The sequence below is a fragment of the Luteolibacter luteus genome (assembly GCF_012913485.1).
Taxonomy (GTDB): Bacteria; Verrucomicrobiota; Verrucomicrobiia; order Verrucomicrobiales; family Akkermansiaceae; genus Haloferula; species Haloferula lutea.
In genome coordinates this window covers 5,229,728-5,256,602 of record NZ_CP051774.1, presented here as the reverse complement: position 1 = coordinate 5,256,602, position 26,875 = coordinate 5,229,728, and the positions used below count along the sequence as shown (strand labels likewise).

Genomic DNA, 26,875 nt, shown 5'->3' with positions numbered 1-26,875 from the left:
CCAAGCTATCGAGGGTTCGCGCGCCTACGCAGGGTATGAACCTCGTTTTTCATGATTTGTTCCATGAATTAACGTGATTTCACCAAACGAACACCCATCGCACTTTAGAGTTCATTTTGTGATAATTCTTTAGCTGACACTTTCGTTTCAAAATTTAAGTTTGCTTAATTATTAATAATCTCGAATCATAACGTCGATTTTACGGCTTCGAGAGCATTCTCAGTTCCGTCGCAACCCTCCGCTAAAATGAAACCGTCCCTCCTTGAAGGCCGCCGCGGCATCCCCTTCGCGGGTCGGCTTGGCGGCTAGGTCTCTTTCCTCCGGAATCAGAACTCCGGCCGGGGGCGCCCCAGTTGCCCGCGTACCCCGGCCGGACGTTCTTGATCAGAGATGATTCCGGCCCGGCGTCTGCTTCATCGCGCGGATAAAAGATAGGGTGGCAAAGAGATACGTGATCGCGTAACCACGGCACGGTTGTCTTGATACCCCATCTTCATTAAGGTCCGGGGTCTCTCTGTCGGTCCCCCTCCACTCTCGGATCCCCCCTCCGATGTCCCCTTCCGCAGCTCCCATCGAACACCTCGCGATACCCGCGGGGTGCGCTTTGCCATCGGTGCTGGATCTCCGGGCGGAGCAGGATCCCGATCAACTGGCCTATCGATTTCTACCGGATGCCGAGGAGAACGAGAAGCTGCTCAGCATGGGGCAATTGGTCCGCGAAGCCCGGGCAATCGCTGGCGGCTTGGTCCGCGAGGGGGCAAGCGGAAAGCCGGTCTTGCTGATGGAGCAGCCGGGCCTCGGTTTCATCTCCGGACTCTTCGCGTGCTGGTATGCCGGAGCGATCGCGGTGCCCGCTTATCCGCCAAGGGGAAATCGTCACCGGCAGCGGCTCGAGGCGATCCTTCGCGATTCGGGTGCCACACTTGCGATCGGCGAGAGGCCGCGCATCCCCTTGCCGGACGTCAAGGTCCTGCACCCCGGGGAGTTGGCGACAAAGGGCACACCCTTCGAAGGACCGGCCAAAGAAGGCAGTCATCCCTGCCTGCTCCAATACACCTCCGGCTCCACGGCGGACCCGAAAGGAGTGATGATCCACCACCGGAACCTGCGCCACCATCTCAGCGCACTGGTGACAAACATCCACGGGCTAAACATCCAGAGCGGCCTGAGCTGGCTCCCGCCCTATCACGACATGGGACTGGTGCTGAAGCTTCTCTTCAGCATCGAGGCAGGCTTCCCGCTCACCTTCTTTTCTCCGGATCATTTCATCCAGCGTCCGGTCCGCTGGTTGCGTGCGATCAGCCGCTACCGCGCCGAGTTCAGCGGCGGTCCGAATTTTGCCTTTGAGCTTTGTCTCCGGGCCATCCGCGATGAAGAGCTGCAAGGGCTCGACCTCTCCTGCTGGAAAGCCGCACCCTGCGGAGCCGAGCGTATCCAAGTGGAGACCTTGCAGCGCTTCACCCGCCGCTTCGCGCCTTACGGCTTCCGCCCCGAGGCCTTCCTGCCCGGATACGGCCTGGCGGAAGCGACGCTGACCGTGACCGCCTGCCGCTCGGGCGCCCTGCAGCGGATCTCCAATCATCCACAGGCCGGTCGCCATGTTTCGTGCGGGCCGGCGCTCGATGGCTTGGCCATCCGCATCGCGGATCCCCAAACGGGACGCACCTTGCCCGCGGGACTGATTGGTGAGATCCGCGTGAAGGGTCCCAGCGTCTCGCCCGGCTACTGGCAGCGGCCCGAGGCAAATGCAGCGACCTTCAGCGCGGACGGAGAACTTCATACCGGTGACCGCGGCTATCTCGAGAATGGAGAGCTCCACGTGGTGGGCCGCATCAAGGACCTCATCATCCTGGGTGGCAGCAACATCGCGCCTGAGGACATCGAGTCCGCCCTCATCGCCTTCCCGGAGATCCTCGCCTCCGCAGCTTTCGCCGATGAAACAGGAAATGGCGAGGGCGTGGTTCTGGCAATGGAATGCGCCCGGCTTTCTTTCCCACAATTCCACATCCTCTGCTCCGCCATCCGGCGGCGTGTGGCAGATCTGTTAGAGCTCTCGATCCATCGCATCCTCTTTGTCCGCGCTGGCACGCTGCCGCGCACCACCAGCGGCAAGATCCGCCGCAGCAGCACCCGCGAGGCCCTCGCGACGGGAAGACTCACGGTGACCTACGACGAGGCCGCCCACATCGCCAGCCCGCGTCTCCCTGAAGGCCCGATCCTTGATTGCGTGCTGGATGCGGTGCGCGAAGCAACCGGCCGCGATGGCGTGCGGGCCGATGATGATCTGATCGCCTTCGGAATGAGTTCGCTGGAAGCCACCCGGCTCTCTGCCCTGCTCCGCGCAGCCACCGGGGTGGAGCTGGCTCACGGAGAGCTCTTCACCTCCCCTTCCTTCGCCCATCTGGCGGCAACGGTGGAAAGCAAGGCAGCGTCCGCGGCCCCTCTCCCGGAGATCGTTCCGGGCTCAGGGCGGGATTCAGGTTTGCTCACGCATTCGCAGGAACGCATGTGGTTCCTCCACCAGCTGGAGCCGGAAAGTGCGGCCTACCATGTCTTCGGCGCGCTGGAGATGAACGGCCCGCTGGACATACCCGCGTTCGAACGTGCCTATGCGAAGGTGCTGGCCCACCATTCCATCTTGCGAAGCCGCCACGCGGCGGAGAACGGCCGGGCGCGGGTCTGGATCAATCCTGCCACTCCGCCGCCCCTCATACGGGGCAAGGCGAACACGGAGGAAGATCTCGACCGCGCGCTGCAATCCTTCGCGTTGATTCCTTTCCGCCTCGAAAGCGCTCCGCCTGTCCGTGCGACCGTGCTGACCATGGCGAAGGAGCGTCACGTCTTCGCGCTCTGCGCCCATCACATCGTAGCCGACGGCTGGTCCGTGCGGGTGCTGGTGAGAGACTTGGCGATTTGCTACCGGGCCTACAGCCAGGGCAAGCAACCCTATCCCTTTCCGGCCGGCCCGGACTATCTCGACTATGCGGCCTGGCACCGCCGGTGGATCGATGGCGGTGCTGCGAATGCCCGCGTGGCCTATTGGAAGGAACGCCTCAGCGGTCATCCCGGAGTGATGGAATTGGCGGCCGATTTCCCGAGGCCTGCCAAGCCTTCTTCGAAAGGTGGCGCCGTGGAACGAACCGTGCCGCATCAGCTTGCGGAGCGGGTCGCCACCTTGGCGAGGGAGCAGCGCTCGACGCCCTTCATGATCCAGCTCGCGGCCTTCATGCTGCTGCTTCGCCGCCATGGAGGCGGGGACGACCAAGTGATCGCGGTGCCTGTGGCAAACCGGAATCACGCGGTGGCAGGCGACCTGATCGGCACCTTGGTGAATACCTTGCCATTCCGGATGGTTCTCGATCCGGAGGAAACATTCATCTCGCTGCTGGAACGCGTGCGGCAGGCATCTTTCGAGATGCAGGCCGCCCAGGATGCGCCTTTTGAAAAGATCATCGATGCGGTGCGTCCCGAGCGTGCGCGCGACCGCTCGCCGCTGGCGCAGGTGATGTTCGATCATCAGGAGTTACCGCTCGCCGAACACTGGGCCGGCGGCCTGAGTTGCAAGCCTTACCTGGCGCATCGCGGTGCGGTGCAATTTGATCTTAGCCTGCTGCTCTTCGTCCTGAGCGATCGCCAGCAGGTGGTGGTGGAATATCGCAGCGATCTCTTCGAGCAAGGGACGGCGAAGGCGATGCTGGACCGCTTTCTCGCCACTCTCAATGCGATCTGCCTGGACCCCGATGTTCCGATTCGCGAGATCGATAGCCTCGCGGAAAGCGATCGCCGGCGGCTCGTGGATGCGGGCCAAGGCCCCGTGCGCCGCGAGTTCCCGCGCAAGACCACTCCATCCCTCATTTCGGCAACTTCGGCGCGGCTGAAGAAGAAAACCGCGCTCGTCTGCGGGGAAGAGTCGATGGATTACGCGGACCTCGACCTGAGATCATCCACGCTGGCCGCCACCCTGCAATCTCATGGCGTGCGTCCCGGTGATCGCGTGGCGCTGATGCTGGAGAGGGATCTCTTTTTGCCCATCGCCCTGCTCGCGATCTGGAAAGCGGGTGCGGCCTATGTGCCTCTCGACTCCGCCAATCCTCCGGAACGGCTCGCCCTGATCCTTGAGGACCAGGCTCCGCTTCATGTGCTGGTTTCCCCGGCACTGGCCAACCACCTGCCGCGAGGTACGGAAAGCATCGTATTTGACCGCTCAATGGCGTCAGGCCGGTCGGCACCGCGCAATCCCCTGCCCCAGCCAAGCGATCCGGCCTATATCATCTACACCTCTGGCTCCACCGGAAGGCCGAAGGGCGTTGTCGTTTCCCACGGTGCATTGGCGAATTTCCTGCTCTCGATGGCCGAGCAACCAGGGTTCCAAGAAGGCCAACGCTTGCTGGCCGTGACGACCGTATCTTTCGACATCTCGGCGCTGGAGATCTTCCTGCCTCTTGTCACGGGAGGCACCGTGGATCTCGTCCCCGGCAAAGTCGCACGCGATCCCGCAGCGCTGCTAGCCCGGCTGGGAGAGAGCAAGCCGGACCTGATGCAGGCGACTCCCGCTACCTGGCGCATGCTGATGGACGCCGGATGGCAGGGCTCTCCGGATCTCAAGATTCTCTGCGGTGGCGAGGCGATGGATCTGCCCTTGGCCAAGCGCCTGGTTCAGATGGGCCGGGAGACATGGAACATGTATGGCCCCACGGAGACCACCGTATGGTCTACCATCTGGCGCGTGCCCGATCGTCCGGATCGCATCAGCATTGGACATCCGATTGCGAATACCGGCATCCACATTGCCGGGGCAGACGGCGCGCTCGCTCCTCCGGGAGTTCCCGGAGAGCTGCTGATATCAGGGTCTGGCTTGGCCGATGGCTATTGGCAGCGGCCGGAGCTCACGGAGGAACGTTTCATCGATAGCCTCTCGCTGCTTCCCGGGCCCCACTCGAAAGTCTATCGCACCGGCGACCTCGCCCGCTGGAATCCCGATGGCACCTTGGAATGCTTGGGACGCTCGGACGGACAGGTGAAGATTCGCGGCTTCCGCGTGGAGCTTGGCGAGATCGATGCAGCCTTGCTTTCGCACCTCGGAGTGGCGGAAGCGGCGGCGGTGCTCACCACGCCCGGAGAAAAGCTCGTTGCTTGGTACCGACCGATCTCCTCGGCGCTCGATCCCGCGGAACTGAGCGCTCACCTGCGGGAACGTCTGCCGGACTATATGGTACCGGCACCTTTGATTGCGCTCGACCGGATGCCGTTGACTTCGAGTGGCAAGATCGACCGGAAGGCGCTCGCAGCACGCGAGCTCCCAGCGAACGAGATCTCATCTGCCCGCGGGGCCAACAATCCACTGGAAATCGAACTCGCCGACATCTGGAGCGATGTACTGGACTGTCGCGGCGTGCGTCCAGACGATGATTTCTTCGCTCTCGGTGGCCATTCCCTGCTCGCAGCACGACTCGTCGCGGAAGCATCACGCCGGATCGGCGTCAACGTCCCGCTCGACTGGCTCTTCGATCGCCCTACTCCCGCGGGCATGGCGGAACAAATCCGAGCCAATGCCGGCAATGACCTTGCCCAACCGCGGGTGATCCGCCTGAGCCATGGCACCAAGAACAAACCGCTCTTCTGGATCCACACCCTTGTGGATGGTGGCATGGGCCTGATGCCGTATCGCGAGGCAGCCCATCTCCTCGAGGGACTCGCCACCTCTTATGGCGTCGCGGAAGGCACCCGGACCTTCGGCTTTATCAGCGAGATGGCGCGCAGCCACGTGGAAAAGATTCGCTCCGTTCAACCGAAAGGCCCCTATCGCATCGCCGGCTTCTGCTTCGGCGGGAATCTCGCCGCGGAGATCGCTTGGCAACTCAGCACGGTGGGCGAAACGGTGGAACTCCTGGTCCTGCTGGAATCCACAGCACCCAATACCAAGCGATCCTCGTCGATGTGGCTTGAACCCGCGACTTGGAAGCGGATCTTTTCCCGCCTCCCTTCCCGCGTGAAGAGCCTGCTTTCCCGGGACACCGCCACGGCCCTGCGTCGTCTCCGCATGAAGCAACGTGCCGCTGTCTCCGTGCGCAATGTGGTCCCGGATATCCGCAGCGTGCTTGATCTGGAATTGCTGGACGAAGCTTCCCAAGCCCGCGCTACCCAGCACTGGGAGGCGCTCCATCTCCATGTGCCCCGCTTGCCCGAAGTCGGGCGCCTCGTCATTGTTCAGGCTGATGACGAGGGCTGGCTACCGCGACACCCCACCTTGGGATGGAAGGCGGATCAACCCTTCGAGGTTTATACGGTTCCCGGCGTGCACGAGGATTTCCTTCGCAACCACTCGGCGACAGAAGTCGCGGCGGTCATGAAAGCGGTCCTTGGCTAATCCACCGGGCTTATTTACCCACTAGACGGAAAGTCGCGGATGCCTCATCGCTCACCTCCGTCAGGACGAAGCCTCCTTTCTCATCCACGCAGATGTATTTGTTAGGATAGTTCTTGGACTGGAACTTCACCTTGTCACCCGGCAACCGGACGATCTTGAAGGTGGAATCGGCATTGAAGAGCGGGTCGTTGTCAGGAAGCGAATTGACGAACAGCTTGAAGGTATAGTGCCTCAGGATAAGATTCTTCCCGGTCCCGCTGTCCTGCTCAAAGGTCACCATCCCCGGATCGGCGAGACCGGGCATGATGCGGAAACGGGTGAATTGCTTCCCTAATTTGATCGAGTCGGGATCACGCGCGTTGAGGCCCATCGTAGGATCTGAATCGAGGACGATTTGCACCTTCGACGGAAGCTTCTGTTCCTGACCGAAGACCCCGCCGGCGATCGCGAGGAGATCTGCATCGCTAAGGGCATTCAGAGCATCGAGGTCCTTGTCCGGCACAAGCACACGCGCCTTGCCCCGCAGTTCCTTGGCGAGGATCGCATCGGCAGCCGATCCGGTTGCCGCCACACCGTTCCCTTTGATCATCTGGCTGATGCACTTGGTAACCGAGGACTTGCCTTCCGGAGAAAGTGCCGGGAGAGCCTTCTTGATATCCTCTTGGAAGAAGGGGTCCTTCGAAAGATCCTGTGAGATCTTTTTCCATGCCAGCGCTTGGAGTGACGCCGGAGGCTCGGTCTGGGCGGACAGAAATCCGCACGCCGCGAGAAAAACGAGGAGATATCGAAGCAGGGAATTCATGGAGGGCCTGCGCCAAATACGACATATCTTGGCGCAAAGCTACACAAAACCGGCTAATCCATACACGAACCGTTGCATGGAAAGTCCCCCGAACTCACAACAAAATACCCGGAGAGCCGTAGCCCGCCGGGTATCTTCAAAATCTCTGGAGCCTGGAGCTTACCCAATCAATGCCTCGTAGCCGGCGGCATCGAGCAGCGAGTCAAGCTGGGCGGCGTCCTTGACCTTCAGTTTGAAGATCCAGCCCTTGCCGTAGGGATCGGTGTTGACCAGCGAAGGATCGGCTTCCACCGCGTCGTTGACTTCCACCACTTCACCGGAAACCGGGGCGTAGATATCACTCGCAGCTTTCACGGATTCCACCACAGCGGTCGGATCACCGATATCGACGGTCTTGCCCACCGGCGGCAGCTCGACGAACACAACGTCGGTCAGCTCTTCCTGGGCATGATCTGAAATCCCGATGGTGGCGACATCACCTTCGAGGAGGACCCACTCGTGGGAGGAATTGTAGCGGAGATTCTGAGGTACGTTCATCGGGTATAAGGAAGCTTATGCTTTTTGGGTGGCGGGCTTGTAAAACGGTTTCTTCACGACCTTCGCCGGGAACTGGCGGCCGCGGACATCCACGAAGAGATCCGTGCCCGGCTTCGCAAGCGCGGCAGGCAAGTAAGCCATGCCGATGCCCTTGCCGAGGCTCGGGGAAAGCACGCCGCTGGAAAGCTCGGAGACCACTTGCCCGGAGGCATCCAGCACCGCGTAGTGAGCACGCGGCGGTGCCCCCTTGTCCGTGTATTCCAGAGCGACCAGGCGTTGGGCCGGTCCTTCCGCCTTCTGAGTGGCCAGCGTGTCGCGGCCGATAAAGTCGCCCTTGTCGAGATCCACGAAGAAGCCGAGGCCGGCTTCAATCGGAGTGCGCTCCGGCGAGAGATCGCTGCCATTGAGCGGATAGCACATCTCCAGGCGCAGGCTATCGCGAGCACCGAGCCCGCAAGCCTTCGCACCTGCCCCGATGAACTTTTCAAACCACTTCTCTCCTTCCTCCGCGGGGCAGAAAAACTCGAAACCATCTTCGCCGGTGTAACCGGTGCGGCAAACCACCGCCTCGCCGCCCTCGATCGCAAAACGCGAGATCCCATTGCGGTGCGGCAGCTCTTGGCCCGGACAAGCCTTCGCGAATGCAGCCGCAGACTCCGGCCCCTGCACGGCCATGCCGGCCCACAGCGCGCTTTCATTGGAGAACTCCACATCGTCGGGCTGATGCTTCGCCATCCAGAAGAAGTCCTCCTCGATCATCGAGGCATTCACCACCAGGAAGAACGACTCGTCACCGGTGCGGTAGACGATCAGATCATCGATCACCCCGCCCTTTTCGTTCAGCAGGAAAGAATACTGCCCCTGCCCTTGGGCAAGCTTCGCAACGTTATTCGCAAGCACGCGATTCAGCCATGCCAAGGCACCCGGGCCGCTGACGATGAACTGACCCATGTGGGAGATATCGAAAATCCCGACGGCCTTCCGCACCGCGGCATGCTCATCCATGATGGAAGTGTACTGCACCGGCATGTTCCACCCGGCGAAGGGCACCATCTTGGCGCCAAGACGGACATGAAGGGCTTCCAACGGGGTACTCTGGATGGTGCTCACGCGCGCCAGACTGTTGGGGGGGCCATGCCTTGTCAAATCACCCCCTTTATGCAGCCGAAAATTGACCGTTTTTAACGTTCGCGCCGCGAATCGTAGGTCTTCTCCATCCGGTCGAGTGTATCGGTCACGCGATCGTGGCGAGTGGCGCGCGGCCTCAATTCCAGATCCTTCTTCAGGCGCATGTAGTCATCGAATTGCCCGCTGAGTTCACGGGCTTGGGAGATCTCGGTAAAGTCCATGAAATCCCGCGCACGCAAGGCACGATCCAGCCTCACCTTGCGCTGCTCGTTCAGTTCCGCCACACGCTTGCCGATGTCCTTGTCCTTGCCCTGCGAGATATCCCGCAGGATTTGCTGATACTCGTTGAGAAGCGGGCGGTAGGAAGGAAAGCACCGATAGCTCAAGCGCACGAGCCCCTCGTTCGCGGGCTTGAGTGCCTCAAGACGCTCGCCCTCCTCGAGTTCGAGGATCGCCTGCCATGCATCCATCCCCCGGTTCACCGCATTTCCGTCGGCATCCCGCGTGTGGAAAATCAGCGATTCATTCAGCATGGTCTCCGTTTCACGGATGGAGAGCGACTCGGTAAGCTTCGGCTGCACCAGCTTTGCCAGCGTGAGCGCCCACCATTTCGCGAGGCTCTTCTCCGAAAGATTCAGCTCGGGAAAGTGCTTCCGGAGCAGCACCGGCATTTCTCCCGAAAAGCGGGCGGCTTCACCACAAAAAGACCGGAAGGCCCCCTTCCCATGCGGCTGCTCCAGCAAGGCCATCACCAGAGCTCCCGAAAGAGCCCGGAAGCTCAGCACCGAGGTACTGTCGAGCTGGGCCAAGTTCCGCTCGGAGATTTCAAAAAGCTCATCCATCGTGAAGCCTCCGCCCTGCTTAAAGACTCCTTCGTAAAGACGGCGGTCCGCGGTGTTGGAGCGCCACTTTTGAGCCTCCATCAGGCCCTCCACCAGCCAGGGACGCACCACCAGCGACTCCTTGCCTTCCACGAATTCCCCGGGCTTCGAGTCGCGCAGGGCTCGCTCGTAAAGCAGCACCGTCAGGGCCATGCGTTGCAGCAGTTCATTGTCGATGCCGCGTGCCAGATGGATGCGGATCCGGAGGTTGAAGGAGTGGCCCGTGTCATCGAGTTCGTAGGCCACGCTCTTCGGCAAGGGCGCATCTCCCGGCTTTCCCACCAGAACGACGTCCACCGGCGTTCTGAAGTCATCGAGCTTTGTCCCCGGCGTGGCAAAGGCATTCGGATTCTTCGGCTTCTGCTCCGATGGATCAGCCCGCTCCACCATGAGCTCCTCAAAGTCGTCCTTGGTCTGCTCCAGCAAGAGCGCCACCGCTCCACGCTGCGCCCGCATCTCCGGACCTCCGCCAAAAACCCGGAACATCCCCGAACGGCTGAGCGAACGCTCCTCGCGCTGCGGCTGCGGCACATTCCCTCCCGGCACCACCGGCTGCGGGGCAGGATCGGGAGCCACTGGCATCGGCTGCTCATCCACCGGGATCGCGACCGGCGGAGCAGGCTCGGGTGCCGGTGACGGGTCAGCCTCCTGTGCCACCGCGGGAAATGCGGAGGCACAGAGGAAAAAGGCCAGTCGGTGGAAGCAGGTTTTCACAGGCTACCCGACACTCAAAACGTTCCGCCCCCCTGAGGCAAGGCCGAGCCTCCGTCCGCGCGCGGATCCAGCACCAGCTTGCCCTTTGAAATCGTAATCCGGGACATTTCCTCGAAGGCCTGCTCCAATTCGGACCGATAAACCGGGGCCAACTTCTCGAAGGACGGCAATACCAGGATCAGGAATCCTTGCGGCACCACCAGCTTGCCGAAACGGCCCCCTTTGGTCAGACGCTCCAAACGCGGAAGGTCCGGGAAAAATTGCCCGCCATCCCGCACCACCGAGGTCTTGGTGGAGCCATTCAAATCGATCTCCTGAAGGATCCGGTAATACATCGAAACCGTCATCGGGTGCCCCATAATCGAGCGCTCAATGATCACTTCCGCACGCTCGTCTTCCAAACGCACGCAGACGCGGTCGACATTCACCAATTTGTCCAGTCCCCCGCCCTGCTTGGCTGCGAGGGTTTGGCCTAAGTAGAGGTTGATTTCCTCTTCCGTCAGGCTCAGCGGATAGCCGCGGTTCACGGAGTTCTTCAGGACCTCGCGCAGGTCGCGCGCCTTTCCCCCGTTGAGTGCGGAAGCGGCATTGAGACCTTTGACGTCGGAAAGATCCTGCGGCTGGAAAATGAAGAAAACCGCCGCACCCAGTCCGGCCACACCGGCAAAGGTGAACAGGGAGACCAGCTTTCCCAGACAGCTCCCGCGCGGTTTCTCCAGTTTCTCTTCAGCCATGCGGCGAGGCGTAGCAAAGCCCTCCGGGTTTGGGAAGCGCGCTCACCCGGATCACTCCGACTTCGCGGGAGTGGAGGCCGGGGCAGGTGCCGCTGCGGGTGCCGATGAGGATTCAGCCGGCTTGGATGCCGCACTGTCCTGCTTCGCCCCCTGCTGGTAAGAGTTCGAGCGGTAGTCGGTCTGGTAAAAGCCGGCACCCTTGAAAATCAGCCCGGCTCCCGTACCCAGCAGACGCTTCACCTTCCCATCGCAGCTTTCCACGGGACAATCCTCCAGCTTCGCATCGTTCATGCTCTGGAAAACCTCGAAGCGGTGACCGCAGCTCTGGCAGACGTAGTCGTAATTTGGCATGGCGTGTTCCTGGCGAACTCGGGCGGCATCCATAGCACGCCCTCCCCTCCGTGCAAGCGTCACGGGCACAGGCTAGCGCGACCCCGCCCCCTTCGCAGGATCGCGCTTCCGCCGGAGGAAGCCCTAGAACGGCAGCGGTGGCTGGCTCACGATCGTGTAATTGCGGTCCGTGAGATAATCCTCCACCACGAAGATCGCACTCGGCAGGGTCCCACCCAGCGCATTGGCCTGATCCGTCAGCCGGAGATCGAAGCGGTAGCTGCTCCGGGAGCTATCGACGCGGAAAAAGCGGCCGGTCGAATAGCCGGAGGAGGCACTTGAATCGATCCCGAAATCCTCCGAACAGATCGTGTGGGTGTGGTAACCGGTAAGCCGCAGGGCGGCCTCGATCGAGAAGTTGGCGACAGGCAGCCTGACCAAACTCCGCGGCCCGCCCAAGATCCCTGTTTTCCGATTCCAGATATCCTCCGTGTCTCCGAGGCCAGGAATATCTTCGCTCCAGCTCCGGTTGAATTGCTTGTGCACCTCGAAGCCGCGCCCCGAATCGTTGAAGTTCGGGAAAATCGTCGGCCCCTTGGCAAAATTGCCGGTGGATTTGTAGGCGATATGCTGCCGGGAATCGAGGGTATAGAGCGCATAACCGGTGTTCCCCAGCGAGGAGGAAATGCCGATCTGCTGCAGACGCTGGCTGCCACGCAGCAGGCTCGTGAACTGGGTGGTGGCCAGATAATTGAGCAGCTCCCACCGGACGGTGGTGCTGCCGCGATAGACCACATGCTCCGCCGGAGCAGTCCCGCTGCTTCCCAGCAAAAGGGCAGCGGTCACTCCGGTGAAACGGGAGAGGTAATTTTTCATAACCCGAGGAGGTCGGGGTTGCTTCTGATCCTGGGATGATCCCGCACTAGTTGGCGCGGATCAGATTGCGGTCGAAACGATGGCGATTCTGCTGCCACCATTGTGCGGCGGCCTCGGAATCGCGGAACTCCTCATCGAGGAGAAATTGGAGCGTGCCCCTGGTTTCTTCCCGGACTTCGGAGTTCCGGGACGAGAGGCCTTCCATGATAATCGGGAGGGAATCCGGAGTGGCATCCACCTCCAACTCGCCGAGACCGGCTAGCGCCACGTCCGATTTGCTGGAGCGCAGTGCCGCTAGGAGCAGCACTTTTTTCATGCGGGGGTCCTGATGATCCACCACATCGAAGGCGGCAAACCTGACATTCGAGGAGTTGTCCTCAAAACCCCGGGCGACGAATTCTGGCAGGCCGTCCCCTTCCACCCGGGCCGCCGCCATCAGCAAGCGGGCTTTTTCCGCGTCGGAGGCGCGGTCATAGGCCACCTTCAGGACCGGCAGAATCTGCGGGGAGGTGTTTCCCGCCAAGATTGTGGTAACCCGGTTGACTTGGGAGACCCCGAACCGGTCACGGTTCTCAAAAACCAAGAGCGCCAGTCCCAGAACCTCCTGCCCGTAGAATCCATCCTCGATGCGGTCTAGGATGCGGTCCCGCTCGGAATGATCCTCCGCCGCCTTGTAGGCTGAAATCAGAGCCTCGAGCGCCGCCCTTTCAGGGTCCGAGAGCTGCCGGAATTCCCTCGCCTCCACGGGCACAGGCTTCCCGGGGAGCTCCATCGGCGACATGGGAGGAATCCCCGGAGAGACAAGTGCCTCGGAGAATCGCTGCGTCTCCGGCACCGGTAGGTCTGCGGCGGGATGACTCCTACCCTGCTGGGCGACAACTCCTAATCCAGACCCGATTGCCAGGCTGGCTCCCAGACTGAGAAGTTTTTGAACCCCCGCATTCATGGCGCGGCAGACGACAGGGTTCCGGTCTTTCGCAGCTACCATGGAATAAAACCCCGCTTTCCCTGTCAAAGAATTGCGTAAGGGCACGATGGAGCCCTTGAGGTTCCGGGGGTTGACCCCAACCCACGCATCAGTTTACAATCGCCGCATCCGAATCACCATGAAAGCCAGCCTCTTACCTATCGCATTGCTCCCGCTGATCGCCGTCTCCTGCACCTCGCTTGAGGGCACCATGGCAAACATGCGCGGCGAGTCGCGGTACATGGCCGGCTACACGAACAAGCGGGAGCACGACTGGAAATCGAGCCCGATCCCTGACGATGTCTCCTATTGGGACGGGGATAACATGACCGGCCCCGCGTCGATCCGCATCAACCTGACCCAGCAGAAAGCCTTCTTCTACAAGGGTGGCCAGCTCGCCGGCGTCTCGAAGATTTCCACCGGCAAGGAAGGCCGCAGCACTCCTTCCGGCACCTACAAGGTGAACCAGAAGGACAAGTGGCACCGTTCTTCGAGCTATGGTGTTTTCAAGGAGAAGGGCACCGATCGCATCGTGGATGACGACGCGGAAGCCCACAACGAGCCGGTGCCTCCCGGCTGCTACTACGAGGGCGCGCCGATGTTCAACTACCTGAACTTCGCCCCTGCCGTCGGAATGCATACCGGCTACCTGCCGGGCTACGCCGCTTCCCATGGCTGCGTCCGCATGCCGGACCGGATGGCCCAGAAGTTCTTCGACAACGCCCAGATCGGCACCCCGGTCACCGTCGAACGATGAAGGATCGCTTGCCGGACCCGGAGTCGGGCATGGAGCTGACTCCGGCACAGGTCTCTGAATTGCTTCCGGCGATCCGCAGCGGCGAGATCGAATTGGTCGATTGCCGCGAGGACGACGAGTGGCGCTTCAACCGCATCGAAGGAGCGCGCCTCGTTCCTCTCACCCGCTTCGCCGAGGCCCCCGTGCCGGAAAAGCCGGTGATCGTCTACTGCCACCACGGCATGCGATCGCTCCGCGCCACGAACTACTGGAGATCCCGTGGAAACGACCAGGTGTGGTCGATGAGCGGCGGCATCGATCGCTGGTCCGCGGAGATCGATCCGGAAGTGCCGGTGTATTGAAAGTCGCGAATGCCGGATTCGTCATTCCTCCCTCATGCGCGCTGTCATCCAAAGGGTCTCCTCTTCCTCCGTCGTGATCGATGGCGAAACCGTGGCCTCAATCGGCCAAGGCCTATTGGTGCTCTTGGGCGTCGAACGTGGAGATGGATCGGAAGACATCGCATGGCTGGCACCGAAAGTCGCAAGGATGCGGATCTTCCCCGATGAAGCCGGGCTGCTGAACCAATCCGTGATCGACTGCCACGGGGAGTTGATCGTCGTCAGCCAGTTCACCCTCTACGGCTCCACGAAGAAGGGTAACCGCCCCTCGTTTCTCCGCGCGGGTCCACCCGACATGTCGGAACCTCTCTACCTTGCGTTCTGTGATGTCCTTGAAAAGGAGATCGGCAAGCCGGTCGGGCGCGGTCGCTTCGGCGCGGACATGAAGGTATCCCTCGTGAACGACGGCCCGGTGACCATCGTCATCGACACGAAAAACAAGGAGTGAACCGCTTCACCGCGGTCCTATTGATTCGCTGCGCAGAGGCATCGAAATAAGGACCGCTGCCTTCCGTTCATCCAGATTCTGGCGATCCGGGAGGTGGCACTTCAGGCATTCATTGCCCAAGGAAATCGCTCCAGCGTAGCGATAGGTATCCCCCTCTACGGTCTCGGCCATTTCCTTGCCCGCATTGAGCTCCTTCACGGCCGATTCCTCGAAGGCTCCTTCCGGCCTGTGATCGACGTTCATCGCCTTGGCATTCACCGACATCCAGGCGACTTCCACGTTCCACGAACGCTTCAGCTCGCGAAAGACATCTTCCATGGACGACGAAGGAATCCGCAGTCGATCCCCTTCGCGGAAGAAGTCCCGGTGCATCACCTGCAAGGAGCCATGGATCGTCTCGTGCAGAAGCTGCGCTCTTACGCGCGCTTCCTTCACTTCGGGAGTTCTCTCCGGCTTCGCGGGAGCCTGTCCTTCCTCGCCTGCCACCAAGCCCATGACGAGCCCCGTTGCAGCGAGAATCAGGTGGGATCTTTTCATGGCCATCCCGTCTACGAAGGAGAAGGCACGCTCCTTCCGTCGAGGAAAGCAGGACTACTTTTTAATGCGGATCGAGGTTCCGCAGAAGGTGCAGTTGAACCACTTGAAGGTCATCACGTGCAAGGCGAGGGCACCGATGTGACCCAGGAAGGGCAGATGGTGCGCCTTGCGATTCTTCAAACAATGCTTCGGCACGTAGAGGCGCTGGGCGCAGACCCGGCACTTCGCACGGGCGCTGACCAGCACATACAGCAACCCCAGGATCGGCAGTGCGATCGGGAAACCGATGATCCATTTCGGGACCCAGTTGAACTTTTCCGGATTCTCATTGGAGAGGATCAGCAGGGGCGCGGCAATCACCGCCAAAGGCACGGAAAGCTGCAAAAGCACCGCGAACAAGCCGCCGAACCAGACCTTGAGCGGCTGATCGTGAAGCACGCCGCGGATGTAGAATTTCGAGCCGGGCTTGCGGCCCTTGTTCGTCTCGGGACGCGGCGAACGCAGCAGCGCGATGCGTTCGTCCATCATTCCCTGCTTGCTCGACGAGGCCCGGACCGGTGGAGCATCTCCTTGGGCATCTTCAATAGTGCGGACCTTCCCCGGATCGAAACCACGGCGTCCCATGGTAAAACCAACATCGGAAACCTGAACCGAAGAAAGCGTCTCCGAGCGGCGGCTTCCCACCGGTGCATCCGGAATGTCCTTGCGATCAGTCTTCGGGACAGCCACGCGGACGTCCAAGTCGCCCGAGGCATGGTTCATCAGGGCTGCCACCGCGATTTCACCCGGCGAGATCCCCTTTTCGGCCAGCGTGCGGGCAGGAATCGGAATGGCGAGCGGCGCGATGGCCAGCATCTCCTGGACCTCCGGGTCCGCCTCGTAGTTCACCTCACCGGAGACGGATCTGAGACCTTCTTCTCCGGCGAGATCCGTCAGATCTTCCGCGGCAACAGACGCCATCAGGGGAAGCTCATCCGAAGCTGCATCTGACACCGGAGCCGGGGCGGACGTTCCGCTCCGGCGCTTGACCTTGGCCGGCTTACCACCCGGGGTTTCCTTGCCAAGGGAAGAGACCACCGCTTTCGAGCGCAAGGGCCGGCTCGCCACAACTCCAGCCGGATCAAGCAAATGCGCCGCGGACGCGACCCAGCGCTCCACCTTCCGGCGCTCCGGAGCCCGTGGCACGATCTTGAGCATGTTATTCGCAGCCTCCAGCTCGCGGGTCAAAAGATCCACGTCAGCCTTGGCTACGGATTGCAAATCAGTCCAGCCCGTCGCTTGTAGCAGCTCAACCTCCTGGGCTCCAATTCCTTCTATATTCAGCAGATCCGACATTCCCCCGTTACGAATTCGCAACTTTATGAACTCATGATGACCTTGCAAGGACTCATCCGAGTCCTTGCAACATCTCCCGGAGTTGCGCGAGCTTGGTCTTCCATTCTTCAAGGCGGGCCTTCTCCTGCTCCACCACCTCTGCGGGCGCGCGGGCGACGAAGCTTTCATTGGCCAGCTTGGATTCGCTGCGGGTCTGCTCTTGCTCCAGCTTGGCGATCTCCCGGGCAAGACGGATTTTCTCCGCTTCCACGTCAATCAGGCCTTCCAGCGGCAGATAGATTTCACCCACCGGTGTCAGGGAAACCGGCGTTCCTTTCGGAGCCTCATAGGCGGAATCAAGCAGGACCTCACCGGCTCCGCAGAGCAGGGCCAGCACATCCTTTTCTTCGTCAAGCCATTCGGCAGCTCCTTTCACCACCAAGGTCACATCACGGCGTGCTGCCACGTTGTACTCGGCCTTCAGATTGCGCACGCGGCCCGCGGTCTCGTAGATCGCGGCAGCCTTGTTCTGCTCGGTGGCAATGTCCTCCGCGGACAAGCCGGCGAGCACCGGTTCCTCCGGAAGCTCGGCCTGCATGAGGAACTCTCCTTCGCCGATATAGCCCATGTTCAAGGAAAGCTCCTCGGTCACGTGAGGCATGTAGGGATGCAGGAGCTGCAGGAAGCGGCTCATCACCGTGTCGAACACGGACAAGGTTACGGCTCGTGCTTCCGGCGTGGCGCTTTCGCGCAGGTCACCCTTCACCGCTTCCAGGAACTTGTCGCAGAATTCGCTCCACAGGAACTCATAGAGACGCTGCGCGATCTCGCCGAAACGATACTCGCCGTAGATACGGGCAAGATCCACAGCGAGCTCATCGAGCTTGGCCAGGATATCGATGTGGAAGCAGTTCGCCATGCCCACCAGCTCATCGTCGCCCTCGTCGTCGGTCTCCGGGAATTCGATCGTGCCGCTCATCTCGCGCAGGCGGCAGGCATTGTAGATCTTGTTCGCGAAATTACGGCCGCCTTCGATCTGCTCTTCGTCGTAGCGCATGTCCGAGCCCAAAGGCGCGATCCGCATCAGGCCGAAACGCACGCCGTCGGAGCCATACTTGTCCATCAGCTCGATCGGGTCCGGCGAATTGCCGAGCGACTTCGAAAGCTTGCGGCCGCTCTTGTCGCGGATCAGCGAGGTGAAGAACACGTTCTTGAAGGGCAGCTCTCCTTCAAAGCGGAAGCCCGCCATGATCATGCGCGCCACCCAGAAGAAGATGATGTCCGGTCCCGTCACCAGATCGGTGGTCGGGTAGAATTTTTTCAGCGTCGGCGTCTCCTCGCCCACGTCCGCCATGGTGGCAAAGGGCCAGAGCCATGAGCTGAACCAAGTGTCCATCACGTCCTCATCGCGCACCCACTCCGCTTCATCCGCCGGGGCTTCCGTGCCCACGTGGATGTCCCCGGATTCGAGGTTCGCCATGTCGAGCGACTCGGCGTTCTTGAGCGCTTCGAGCTTCTCCTTGCGATACCACACCGGAATCTGGTGACCCCACCAGAGCTGGCGGCTGATGCACCAGTCCTGCAGGTTCTCCATCCAGTGGGCATAAGTCTTGGCCCAGCGCTCGGGACGGAAGGCGATGTCGCCATTTGCCACCGCATCGGCAGCCTCCTTCACGCAGGGATACTTGAGGAACCACTGCATCGAGATCCGCGGCTCGATCGGCACATCGGCACGCTCGGAGTAGCCCACGTTGTTCTCGTATTCCTCCACCTTGATGAGCAAGCCCATCTCTTCCAGCTTCGCCGCCGCACGCTTGCGCGCCACGAAACGGTCGAGGCCGTGAAGCTCGGGCACTTCCGGAGAATTGATGTGCGCATCCGGAGTGAGGACGTCGATGATCTCGAGACCATGGCGGATGCCGATTTCGAAGTCGGCCTTATCGTGTGCCGGAGTGATCTTCAGCGCTCCGGTGCCGAACTCGATGTCCACGTGATCGTCCGCGATCACCGGGATCGGCGCGTGCGGGAAAGGACGGTAAACACTACGGCCCACGTACTTCGCGAAACGCTCGTCCTTCGGATTCACCGCCACCGCCACGTCGCCCATCAGGGTCTCCGGCCGGGTGGTGGAAATCTCCAGGAACTCGCCGGGAGCATCCACGAGTTCGTATTTCATGAAGTACAGCTTCGATCGCTGCGGCTTCATGATCACCTCTTCATCGGAGAGCGCGGTGAGCGACACCGGACACCAGTTCACGATCCGCTTGCCGCGGTAGATGAGGCCTTCCTTGAAAAGCTCCACGAACACGTGGCTCACCCACTTCGTGTAGGCCTCATCCATGGTGAAGCGCTCGCGCGACCAATCGCAGGAGCAGCCGAGGCGCTTCAGTTGGTTGATGATGATATCGCCGTGCTTGTCCTTGAAGGCCCATACGCGCTTCAGGAACTCTTCGCGGCCGAGATCGCGACGGGTAAGCTTTTCATTCTCGCGGAGTTCGCGCTCCACTTTTGCCTGGGTGGCGATGCCGGCGTGGTCGGTGCCGGGCAGCCACAGCACCTCCTTGCCCTCTTGGCGCGCGCGCCGGGCGAGAATGTCCTGGATGGTATTATTCAGGACGTGTCCGAGGTGCAGGATGCCCGTGACGTTCGGCGGCGGGATGACGATCGAGTACGCGGGCTTCTCCGAAGCCGGATCGGCTTCGAAACATTTTCCTTCGATCCAGGCGGCATACCATTTGGCTTCCACCGCTTGGGGTTCGTAGGCTTTGGGCAAATCGGACATAATATGGGGGCGGAGGGATGCCAGAGGGGGCAGGGTTTGTAAAGGGGAGGGCAGGAAATTACTGAGGGTTAAGCAAGAAGCTCCTTTCCCTTTCGCACCAACGGCGTTCGGGATGCCCCTCTCACCTTGGAAACGGCAATCCGGGCAGCCAACCGCCCATCTTCCCGAAGCCACTTGGCCCTACCCCGCCCCTCACCCAGTTACGCAAATACCGACGCACGCCATTGCGTGATTCCAAAAGGGAGCAAAATCGGACATTCTCTCCTCCGTAAGCAACGCCGATCCCCCCGCCGGCCGAGCCTGCAAAATCCCCCCGACAAAGAAACCCTCCGGAAGGCACTCCCATCAGCCCGCTGCTTCGTTCCCCCAGACGACCAGCGGGCTTTTCCTTTTTAGAAAAGAGCCGCTCCCGAACCTGAGCCGGGCGCGTCATTCGTACAAAAAAAGAAGCCCGACCGGTATTCCTTAGGAAAAACCCAAAAACCTAAAGAACCACCGGCCGGGCCACCTGCCAGGAGCGAACTCCAAGACAAGATCTGTTATAAGTTTGCGGTGCGTCTTCCGCAGTTGCCTTACACCTAGTTAAACGTCACCAACGCGTTATTTGTTTCAGAATTTTCGGATTTTTTTCAGGCCTTTCCGGTGACGCTTTCGAAAGGGTATCGAAGCGTCCCCCAAAGGGGTAGAAGACCCTGTAGTCCAGTCACTTCCCTCAAGCGAAACCCACCCGCTCAATTCATTCCCCGGGCAAGGCGAAACTTCACAGAAATCCGGAAAAAAAGCAAATATAGGCACCATCTTCCCACAGTTAAGCCGATCGCTTGCGAAATCTTAGCGGAAGCTTGCGAAAGCCTCCTCCTCTGGGGGACCGCTAACGCCGCATCCTCATCTAACATCGCTACCTCTTCTGGAGACCACGGCGACAATCATTCCGGACAATTCTTCTTCAGCTTCGGCGGCGGAGATCTCGCCCCTCGCTGCGGCACAGGACAGAGCTTCCGCCGCCCCGAGCATGGCCCGGAGGCCAGCCGTAGAGAGAGGCCTCTCCCCTGCGAAAGGTGAGAGCGCGATGCGGCACCTCTCCATGAAAATGGCTTCGCACTCCCAACGCAGCGCTTCCAATTCCGGTGATCCCGCCAAGGCCGCGATCACGCCCGAAATTTCCCGTCCCTGCTCCAGCACACAGCCGACATAGGCGGCGGCGATCACCGTGGCCCGGCTCAGCAGATCCGGAGTTCCGGCCTGAAGGGCCTCGTCCATCAGCGAGATCTGCCTGAGGTCGTATTTCCGATAAAGGGATGCCAGTAATCCCGTGCGCGTCTCGAAGTGATCGTAAACCAGCGGCTTCGTCACTCCGGCCACCTCGCCCAAACGAGCAAGTGTCAGGGCATCGGTCCCCTCCTCCCGGATCAGCCTCCATGCATGTTCCATCAATTGCCGGTGCCTCTCCGCCCGCGACATGCGCCGGCGAACCGCTCCACCCGACTCTGTTTTGGCCCGTTCCCTTGACACCTTAAATTACCAAAAGTAAGTTACCAAAGGTAACCCAGTTTATCCGCTCGTCAACAAACACTTACCGATCATGCACGCACTCATCGTTGTTTCCCATCCGAATCCGGATTCTCTCACCCACAGCATCGCGAGGGAACTGGCTGCGGGCCTCGTGGGCTCAGATCCCCTTCATAGCTTCGAAATCGCGGACCTGACAGCAGAGGGGTTCAAGCCCGGCTTCACCCAAGCTGACCTCGACTATTTCCGCGAAAAGATCCCAGCTCCTGCCGACATTGCTGCGGAGCAGGAACGAATCGACCGGGCGGACACGCTCGTCCTCGTCTATCCGATCTACTGGTGGTCCCTGCCCGGTCTTTTGAAAGGCTGGATCGATCGTGTCTTCACGAATGGCTGGGCCTACGGCACCGGCGCAGATGGCAAGGTGGGCAAGAAGCTGCGCCACCTGAAGGTCCATCTTCTCGCTGTCGGCGGTGCGGACTCAGGCACCTTTGAGCGCCATGGTTACTTCACCGCCATGCAGACGCAGATCGATCACGGGATCTTCGACTACTGCGGCGCGCAGGTGATGACATCTGAATTTCTTCTGGATTCGGAAACACAGGATCCGCAAATCCATCTCCAGACGGCCCGGAAGATCGGAGAGGCTCTCTTTCTTCCGGATGTCGTAGCCGCGGAGTCTTGAATGATCCACCTCTCATCGGAGGGATGGGAACGACTCCCATCCCTAACGACGTCGCCTCTATCCCGGGATTGCGGAGCGTTCCCCTGCCGCTAGCTTGGCGGCGATGAAAGGAATCCTCGGAGCCTTCGCGCTTTGTTTCTTCGCCCATGCCTCGCGGGCTGCGGAGCCGACGCTGGAGCTCGACCTCGGCCAGGGAACCAAGCTCGATCTCGTCCTGATCCAGTCCGGCAGTTTCACGCAGGGATCTCCCGCGAGCGAATCCGGCCGCGGCGCGGATGAAGCCCAACGCGAGGTAATCCTGACGAAAGACTACTACATCGGTCGTAGCACGGTAACCTTCGGCCAATGGGAACGCTTCGTCGCGGAGACGGGCTATCGCAGCGAAGCGGAGACCGGGACCAGCGGCGGTTATGGCTGGAATGGCAGCGCCTTGGAGCAGCGGAAAAACTTCACGTGGCGGACTCCCGGATTTGCCCAAGCCGCCGATTCACCGGTATGCCTTCTCACTTTTCCGGACGCACAGAAATTCTGCGAGTGGCTGGAGAAAAAAACCGGGAGGAAAATCACCCTGCCGACCGAAGCCCAGTGGGAATACGCCTGCCGGGCTGGCACTACCACCCCATGGCACCACCCGGAGGGTGCCGGCAGCGCCTGGCACAAGGACAACGCCGGAAACGGAACCCGCACGGTCGGATCGAAGCCGGCGAACCCATGGGGACTCTTCATCGGCGGCAATGTTTCCGAATGGTGCCTCGATTGGTATGGACCCTATCCCGCTGGAGAGGCGACCGACCCGCGCCAGGACAATTCCAACCTCAGCGACAAGCCGCGGCGCGTGCTGCGCGGCGGATCATGGAACCGCGGCCCAAGCAACACCCGCAGTGCCGCTCGCTATCGTGCCGATCCGCGCAGCCGGAATGCGGACACCGGTTTCCGCATCGTCTGCTCGGTGGAGGCTCCGGCACCTGTCATTGCCCCGCCATCGCAAGATCTGCCACCGGTCGAATCCGGGACGCCGTCTGCAAGCGACGAGGCGACATCACCGATGCAGCCCGGCCCGGAAACTCCCCACGATCCCATCGATGCTGAGCAAGGGCCGTCCCGTCCCTCTTCTCCGATACGCGGCCTGCTCTGCCTCCTCATCCCGGCCTTCATCGTTTTCAAGATCTTCCGCGCCGTCAGCCGCCGCAACAATGCGATGTCCGGCAGCACGATGCTCAACCGCCCTGCTCCTCGGCCCGATCCTCGCCCGATTCCCCAAGCAGTGCCTCCGGTCTTGAAAACCGACGATGGCTTCTGGATCCGTGGCGATTGGCCGGAAGGAACCGCGCTACAGGTCCGCTACATGGTCGCAGGTGCCGTGATGATGCAGGAAATCCTCTACCGTCCCGGCGAGAAGGGCCAATTCATCTACACCGGAAACAAGCCGGACTCCGTGAGCGTGCTGGCTGGAGCCGATCCGGAAAATACCGTGGAAAACGGGATCTTTTCCAGTTCCTCGTCTTCCACCTTCCGCGATCGGGACCGTGATCGTGATGATGACCGCGATCGCCGCCCTCCGCCGCAGCGACCTTCGGCCTACTGAGACGCCGTGTCCCACAGCCGCCTGATTTCCGAACTGCCCGGAGATGCCGTCACTGCTGCGGTGACGCTGCGCCCGCGTGCCCTGATCCTCGATGCGGATCGTAACAAGCCCTGGCTTGCCGAACGATCCCGCCGTAGCGCGGAAGCCGCGGGCTTCACCTGCGTGGAGGGAACCCACCTCTCCGGGCCCTGCCTGATTCTCCGCGCGGGCGAAGTACTACGTTCACCGGGGTCATTCCGTCCTCCGCCGGCCCCTCAAGGAAAAGCCTTCGTGGCCGTAGGCCTCCCGCCTTCCGGAGAGTGGTCGGACTTCCACTCCCGACACGGCGGCGACTACCCTGCAACGCTTCCACCGCCTCTCTGCGAATGGCACGCCACGGAGGAAACGGCGCAAGCGCGTCTCTCCGGAGAAACCCTTCCTCCGGACAGCCGCATTGTACACTGGCAAGCGCTCGATCTGGCACGCACCGACCAGCGCCTCTCCGTCTATCAGATCGTCACCAGTCTCCAGCATGGCGGGGCCGAGAAGATCGCGCGCGACCTTGCCAATGCCCTGCCGGATCACGGAGCCGCCTCATGCCTGGTAGTGCTGGGCAAGCCCCACCGCGGCACCCTGCCGCCAAATGGAGTGGTGCTGGATCTGTCCCATGTCCCGCGGCTGGAGCGCGCTGGCTTTCTCTCAAAACTAGCCATCGCACAGGGAGCCGACGTCCTGCACGTCCACCTCACCGATGCCGATGAAACCCGTGCGCTGGCGAAGTCAGGAATCCCGCTGATCGCCACCATCCACAACTCCCGCCAGGGCTGGCCGCGCGGCTGGGAGACGATGGCAAGCGGGGACATCCGACTGATGCTCGCCTGCTCCCAAGCCGTGGAAGCGGAGCTACGCGAGTCCCTGCCAAAAATTCCCGCTCGCACGGTGTGGAATGGCATTCGTCCCAACCAATTTCCAGAGACCCCGCTACCCTCGACTCACATCTGCTTCACGCTAGCCTGCGTGGCGAATCCCCGGCCTCAAAAGCGCCTCGATCGCCTGCCCGCAATCCTCGCTGCCCTGCGCGATGAACTCGCCTCGCGGGGCGTGATCAAGCCTGTGCGCTTGATCATCGCGGGCGAAACATCCCCTCGGCTGCCCGACGCCGTGGAAAGCCGCGCTGCAGTGGATCGCGAGGCGGCCAAATTCGGGGTCGATCTCCAATGGACCGAGGGCAAGCAGCCGGTGCGCGAGGTGCTGGCAAATGCGCATGCTCTTGTATCTTGCAGTGCTCACGAGGGCCTGAGCCTGGCCCATCTGGAGGCGCTGTCCTCCGGACGTCCGCTCATCGCCTGCGATACCGGCGGAACCCGCGAACTCGCTTGGAAAAATCCTGCAGTCACCCTGCTTGATGCGGAAGCGACGCCCGCCACATTCGCGCAGGCACTGGCAGATGCGCTCCTCTCTCCCCCGCCCTCCGCCCACAAGCTGATCTGGCGGGACTTCACGACGGACAACATGACGGAGCGCGTCGCCCGCTTCGCAAAACAAGCAGCCTCTTTCCCCAAGGAACCCGGGCACACCCTCTGGTTCGTGACCAACAATCTCGCCATGGGCGGCGCGCAGTCATCCCTGCGACGCTTGGCAAAGTCCTTTCACCAGCGTGGCCTCCCGGTGAAGGCCGCCTTGCTTCAAGAGTATCCGGAGCACCCGACCCCGGGACGGCAGGATTTGTTAGATCATGGAATCGAGGTCTTCGTGCCACCGCCAGCAGGAATCATCGACCCGCAGGAAGGAGTGGATCTGATTCTCGGGGAAATGGCCGCAGCCCCGCCCGCCGCGGTGGTCTTCTGGAACGCCATCACCACACACAAGCTGCTGCTCGCCGACGCGCTGCCATTCACCCGGGTACACGACATCTCACCCGGAGAGATGTGGTTCAGCTCCTTCGAACGCTGCATGGAGAATCCACCGCCTGGACTTCCCTGCCGGGTGCCAAGCGATTACGGCCGTCTGCTAGAGAGCTTCACCGTGAAATATTCCGCCGAGGCCACGCGCGCGGAAGCGATCGGCGCACCGGTAATGGTGATCCCGAATGGAGTGATCCTTCCACCCGCGCCCCGTCGCCGCAAGAAAGTGGAAGGCCCCCTGGTCTTTGGCAGCGCCGCGCGGATCAGCCCGCAGAAGCGCCTGGATGAATTGATCGCGGCCTTCCGCCTCGCGCTACCGGATCTTCCCGAGTCCGTGCTGAAGATCGCTGGCGGCATCGAAACCGGTGCCGCAGATTACGCGGCGGAGTTGTTCGAGCTTTCCAAAGACCTACCAGTCGAGTGGCTCGGGGAAACCCAAGACATCGGCGACTTCCACGCGCAGTGCGATGTCTTCGTGATGATCTCCGATCCCGCCGGCTGTCCGAATGCCTCCCTCGAAGCGCTGGCTTCCGGCTTACCGGTGATCGCCAGTGATGTGGGCGGCGCCTCCGAACAAGTGATCGATGGCTTGAATGGCCGCCTGGTTCCCGCCCGCGATGTCTCCGCTTTCGCCGATGCGATGGTGGATCTGTCCCGCGATGCCGCACGCCGGGATGCCATGAGCCTCGCCGCCCGCGAGCATATCCGCCAGCACTTCACGGTGGAGCGGATGACCGATGATTATCTGCGACTCTTTTTCCCTGATGCTTCCTGAAAAATCTAAGGTCCTCGTCACCGGAGCCTCCGGCTTCATCGGCAGTCATGTGGTCCGTCATCTTGCGGATATCGGCTACATGGTCACCGCCTTGGACCTTCGTCCGCCACCGCAGGAGCATCCCGCGGGAGTCATCAAGCTAAGCTGCGATCTCCGGAGCGACTCCTTGCCTGAGGGTGACTTCGCGTTCGTCATCCACCTTGCGGCGCTCGGCGGCGTGAGGCCTTCCATGGAGCGACCACTCGACTACCTGGAGACGAACCTCCGGGCCACGATGCGCCTGTTGGAGCACTGCCGCCCGCGCGGCTTACAACGCTTCATCTTCGCCTCCTCATCCAGCGTCTATGGACCGACCGCTGGCCTGCCGAGCAAGGAGAGCGACGAACTCCACCCTTGCAGCCCCTACGCGCTGACGAAGCTGCAAGGTGAAGAATGGGGACGCCTTTTCTCGGAGAAACATGGCATCGATTTCTTCGCGCTCCGCCTCTTCGCGGTCTGGGGCGAAGGGCAACGTCCCGATCTCGCGCTGGAGTCATTCCGCCGAAAAATCCTCGCAGGCGAAACCATCACGATCCACGGGGATGGCGAGCAGCGGCGGGACCTGACTCACGTCTCCGACGTCGCCCGCACGATGGAAGCAGCTCTCACTTGGACCGGAAATGGCTTCGAGGTCTTCAACATCGGCACCGGCAGGAATCACTCGGTGAACGAGATGCTTCGTGCGGCCGAGGAACAAACAGGCATGAGAGCGAAGGTCGAATACGGCTCCGAGCATCCCGCGGACGTCCCTGTCACGCTGGCGGACGTTCGGAAAACGCGCGAGCTTCTCGGCTGGGAAGCAAAGGTATTCTTCCCCGCGCTCCCGTCGACGCTGTGTCCGTAGA

General features: G+C 61.4%; 20 protein-coding genes. 8 read left to right on the top strand and 12 right to left on the bottom strand.

The annotated features are described in order from the left end of the window. Positions 1 to 550 precede the first annotated feature (550 nt). Positions 551 to 6,367 carry a non-ribosomal peptide synthetase gene (locus HHL09_RS21765; RefSeq protein ID WP_169456753.1) on the top strand — a complete coding sequence of 1,939 codons (5,817 nt, stop codon included), beginning with the start codon at positions 551 to 553 and terminating at the stop codon, positions 6,365 to 6,367. 10 nt (positions 6,368 to 6,377) lie between these two features. Here the strand turns inward: HHL09_RS21765 and HHL09_RS21760 are convergent, their stop codons facing one another. The 8 genes from HHL09_RS21760 to HHL09_RS21725 form a co-directional block, all read right to left on the bottom strand. Continuing rightward, the gene (locus tag HHL09_RS21760; RefSeq protein WP_169456752.1) at positions 6,378 to 7,169 is read right to left on the bottom strand and encodes an AbfB domain-containing protein; all 792 of its coding nucleotides are present in this window, start codon (positions 7,167 to 7,169) and stop codon (positions 6,378 to 6,380) included. Positions 7,170 to 7,328: 159 nt separating this feature from the next. After that, positions 7,329 to 7,706 (bottom strand): glycine cleavage system protein GcvH, encoded by a 378-nt coding sequence (gcvH, locus tag HHL09_RS21755; RefSeq protein ID WP_169456751.1) that lies wholly within the window; start codon positions 7,704 to 7,706, stop codon positions 7,329 to 7,331. A gap of 15 nt (positions 7,707 to 7,721) precedes the next feature. Beyond that, complete coding sequence (gene gcvT, locus HHL09_RS21750) at positions 7,722 to 8,816, bottom strand: glycine cleavage system aminomethyltransferase GcvT (protein ID WP_205760910.1); 1,095 nt, start codon at positions 8,814 to 8,816, stop codon at positions 7,722 to 7,724. A gap of 71 nt (positions 8,817 to 8,887) precedes the next feature. Further along, positions 8,888 to 10,429 carry a hypothetical protein gene (locus tag HHL09_RS21745; RefSeq protein ID WP_169456750.1) on the bottom strand — a complete coding sequence of 514 codons (1,542 nt, stop codon included), beginning with the start codon at positions 10,427 to 10,429 and terminating at the stop codon, positions 8,888 to 8,890. Between the two features lie 14 nt (positions 10,430 to 10,443). Then, positions 10,444 to 11,163, bottom strand: coding sequence for a hypothetical protein (locus HHL09_RS21740; protein WP_169456749.1), 720 nt, complete (start codon positions 11,161 to 11,163; stop codon positions 10,444 to 10,446). A 51-nt stretch (positions 11,164 to 11,214) separates the two neighbouring features. Beyond that, the gene (locus HHL09_RS21735; RefSeq protein WP_169456748.1) at positions 11,215 to 11,514 is read right to left on the bottom strand and encodes an FmdB family zinc ribbon protein; all 300 of its coding nucleotides are present in this window, start codon (positions 11,512 to 11,514) and stop codon (positions 11,215 to 11,217) included. 123 nt (positions 11,515 to 11,637) lie between these two features. Continuing rightward, positions 11,638 to 12,369 carry a hypothetical protein gene (locus HHL09_RS21730; protein WP_169456747.1) on the bottom strand — a complete coding sequence of 244 codons (732 nt, stop codon included), beginning with the start codon at positions 12,367 to 12,369 and terminating at the stop codon, positions 11,638 to 11,640. Between the two features lie 46 nt (positions 12,370 to 12,415). Continuing rightward, a complete protein-coding gene (locus tag HHL09_RS21725) occupies positions 12,416 to 13,150 on the bottom strand; it encodes a hypothetical protein (RefSeq protein WP_169456746.1) in 735 nt (244 codons plus the stop codon). A 325-nt stretch (positions 13,151 to 13,475) separates the two neighbouring features. Between HHL09_RS21725 and HHL09_RS21720 the strand changes: the two genes are divergently transcribed. The 3 genes from HHL09_RS21720 to dtd are packed head-to-tail and all read left to right on the top strand — an operon-like array spanning position 13,476 to position 14,921. Further along, positions 13,476 to 14,093, top strand: coding sequence for a L,D-transpeptidase family protein (locus tag HHL09_RS21720; RefSeq protein WP_169456745.1), 618 nt, complete (start codon positions 13,476 to 13,478; stop codon positions 14,091 to 14,093). Beyond that, positions 14,090 to 14,434, top strand: a complete 345-nt coding sequence (locus HHL09_RS21715; protein ID WP_205760909.1) for a rhodanese-like domain-containing protein — start codon at positions 14,090 to 14,092, stop codon at positions 14,432 to 14,434. The genes HHL09_RS21720 and HHL09_RS21715 overlap by 4 nt, the downstream gene beginning before the upstream one ends. A gap of 34 nt (positions 14,435 to 14,468) precedes the next feature. Beyond that, on the top strand, positions 14,469 to 14,921 hold the full coding sequence (gene dtd, locus HHL09_RS21710; protein ID WP_169456744.1) for a D-aminoacyl-tRNA deacylase: 453 nt from the start codon (positions 14,469 to 14,471) through the stop codon (positions 14,919 to 14,921). A 6-nt stretch (positions 14,922 to 14,927) separates the two neighbouring features. Here the strand turns inward: dtd and HHL09_RS21705 are convergent, their stop codons facing one another. The 4 genes from HHL09_RS21705 to HHL09_RS21690 form a co-directional block, all read right to left on the bottom strand. After that, positions 14,928 to 15,458 (bottom strand): c-type heme family protein, encoded by a 531-nt coding sequence (locus tag HHL09_RS21705; protein ID WP_169456743.1) that lies wholly within the window; start codon positions 15,456 to 15,458, stop codon positions 14,928 to 14,930. A gap of 54 nt (positions 15,459 to 15,512) precedes the next feature. Next, a complete protein-coding gene (locus tag HHL09_RS21700) occupies positions 15,513 to 16,793 on the bottom strand; it encodes a DUF4332 domain-containing protein (protein ID WP_169456742.1) in 1,281 nt (426 codons plus the stop codon). Between the two features lie 52 nt (positions 16,794 to 16,845). Then, complete coding sequence (locus HHL09_RS21695; RefSeq protein WP_169456741.1) at positions 16,846 to 19,554, bottom strand: valine--tRNA ligase; 2,709 nt, start codon at positions 19,552 to 19,554, stop codon at positions 16,846 to 16,848. Between the two features lie 885 nt (positions 19,555 to 20,439). Beyond that, positions 20,440 to 20,985, bottom strand: a complete 546-nt coding sequence (locus HHL09_RS21690) for a TetR/AcrR family transcriptional regulator (RefSeq protein WP_205760908.1) — start codon at positions 20,983 to 20,985, stop codon at positions 20,440 to 20,442. Between the two features lie 151 nt (positions 20,986 to 21,136). On the opposite strand from HHL09_RS21690, the gene HHL09_RS21685 reads away from it, so the two are divergent. The 4 genes from HHL09_RS21685 (at position 21,137) to HHL09_RS21670 (ending at position 26,874) form a co-directional block, all read left to right on the top strand. Next, positions 21,137 to 21,748 carry an NAD(P)H-dependent oxidoreductase gene (locus HHL09_RS21685; RefSeq protein WP_169456739.1) on the top strand — a complete coding sequence of 204 codons (612 nt, stop codon included), beginning with the start codon at positions 21,137 to 21,139 and terminating at the stop codon, positions 21,746 to 21,748. A 103-nt stretch (positions 21,749 to 21,851) separates the two neighbouring features. Continuing rightward, entirely contained in the window at positions 21,852 to 23,333 is a 1,482-nt protein-coding gene (locus HHL09_RS21680) for a formylglycine-generating enzyme family protein (RefSeq protein ID WP_169456738.1), read from the top strand. A 6-nt stretch (positions 23,334 to 23,339) separates the two neighbouring features. Beyond that, positions 23,340 to 25,991 (top strand): glycosyltransferase family 4 protein, encoded by a 2,652-nt coding sequence (locus tag HHL09_RS21675; RefSeq protein ID WP_169456737.1) that lies wholly within the window; start codon positions 23,340 to 23,342, stop codon positions 25,989 to 25,991. Then, entirely contained in the window at positions 25,981 to 26,874 is an 894-nt protein-coding gene (locus HHL09_RS21670) for an NAD-dependent epimerase/dehydratase family protein (RefSeq protein ID WP_169456736.1), read from the top strand. The genes HHL09_RS21675 and HHL09_RS21670 overlap by 11 nt, the downstream gene beginning before the upstream one ends. Position 26,875: the final 1 nt, after the last annotated feature.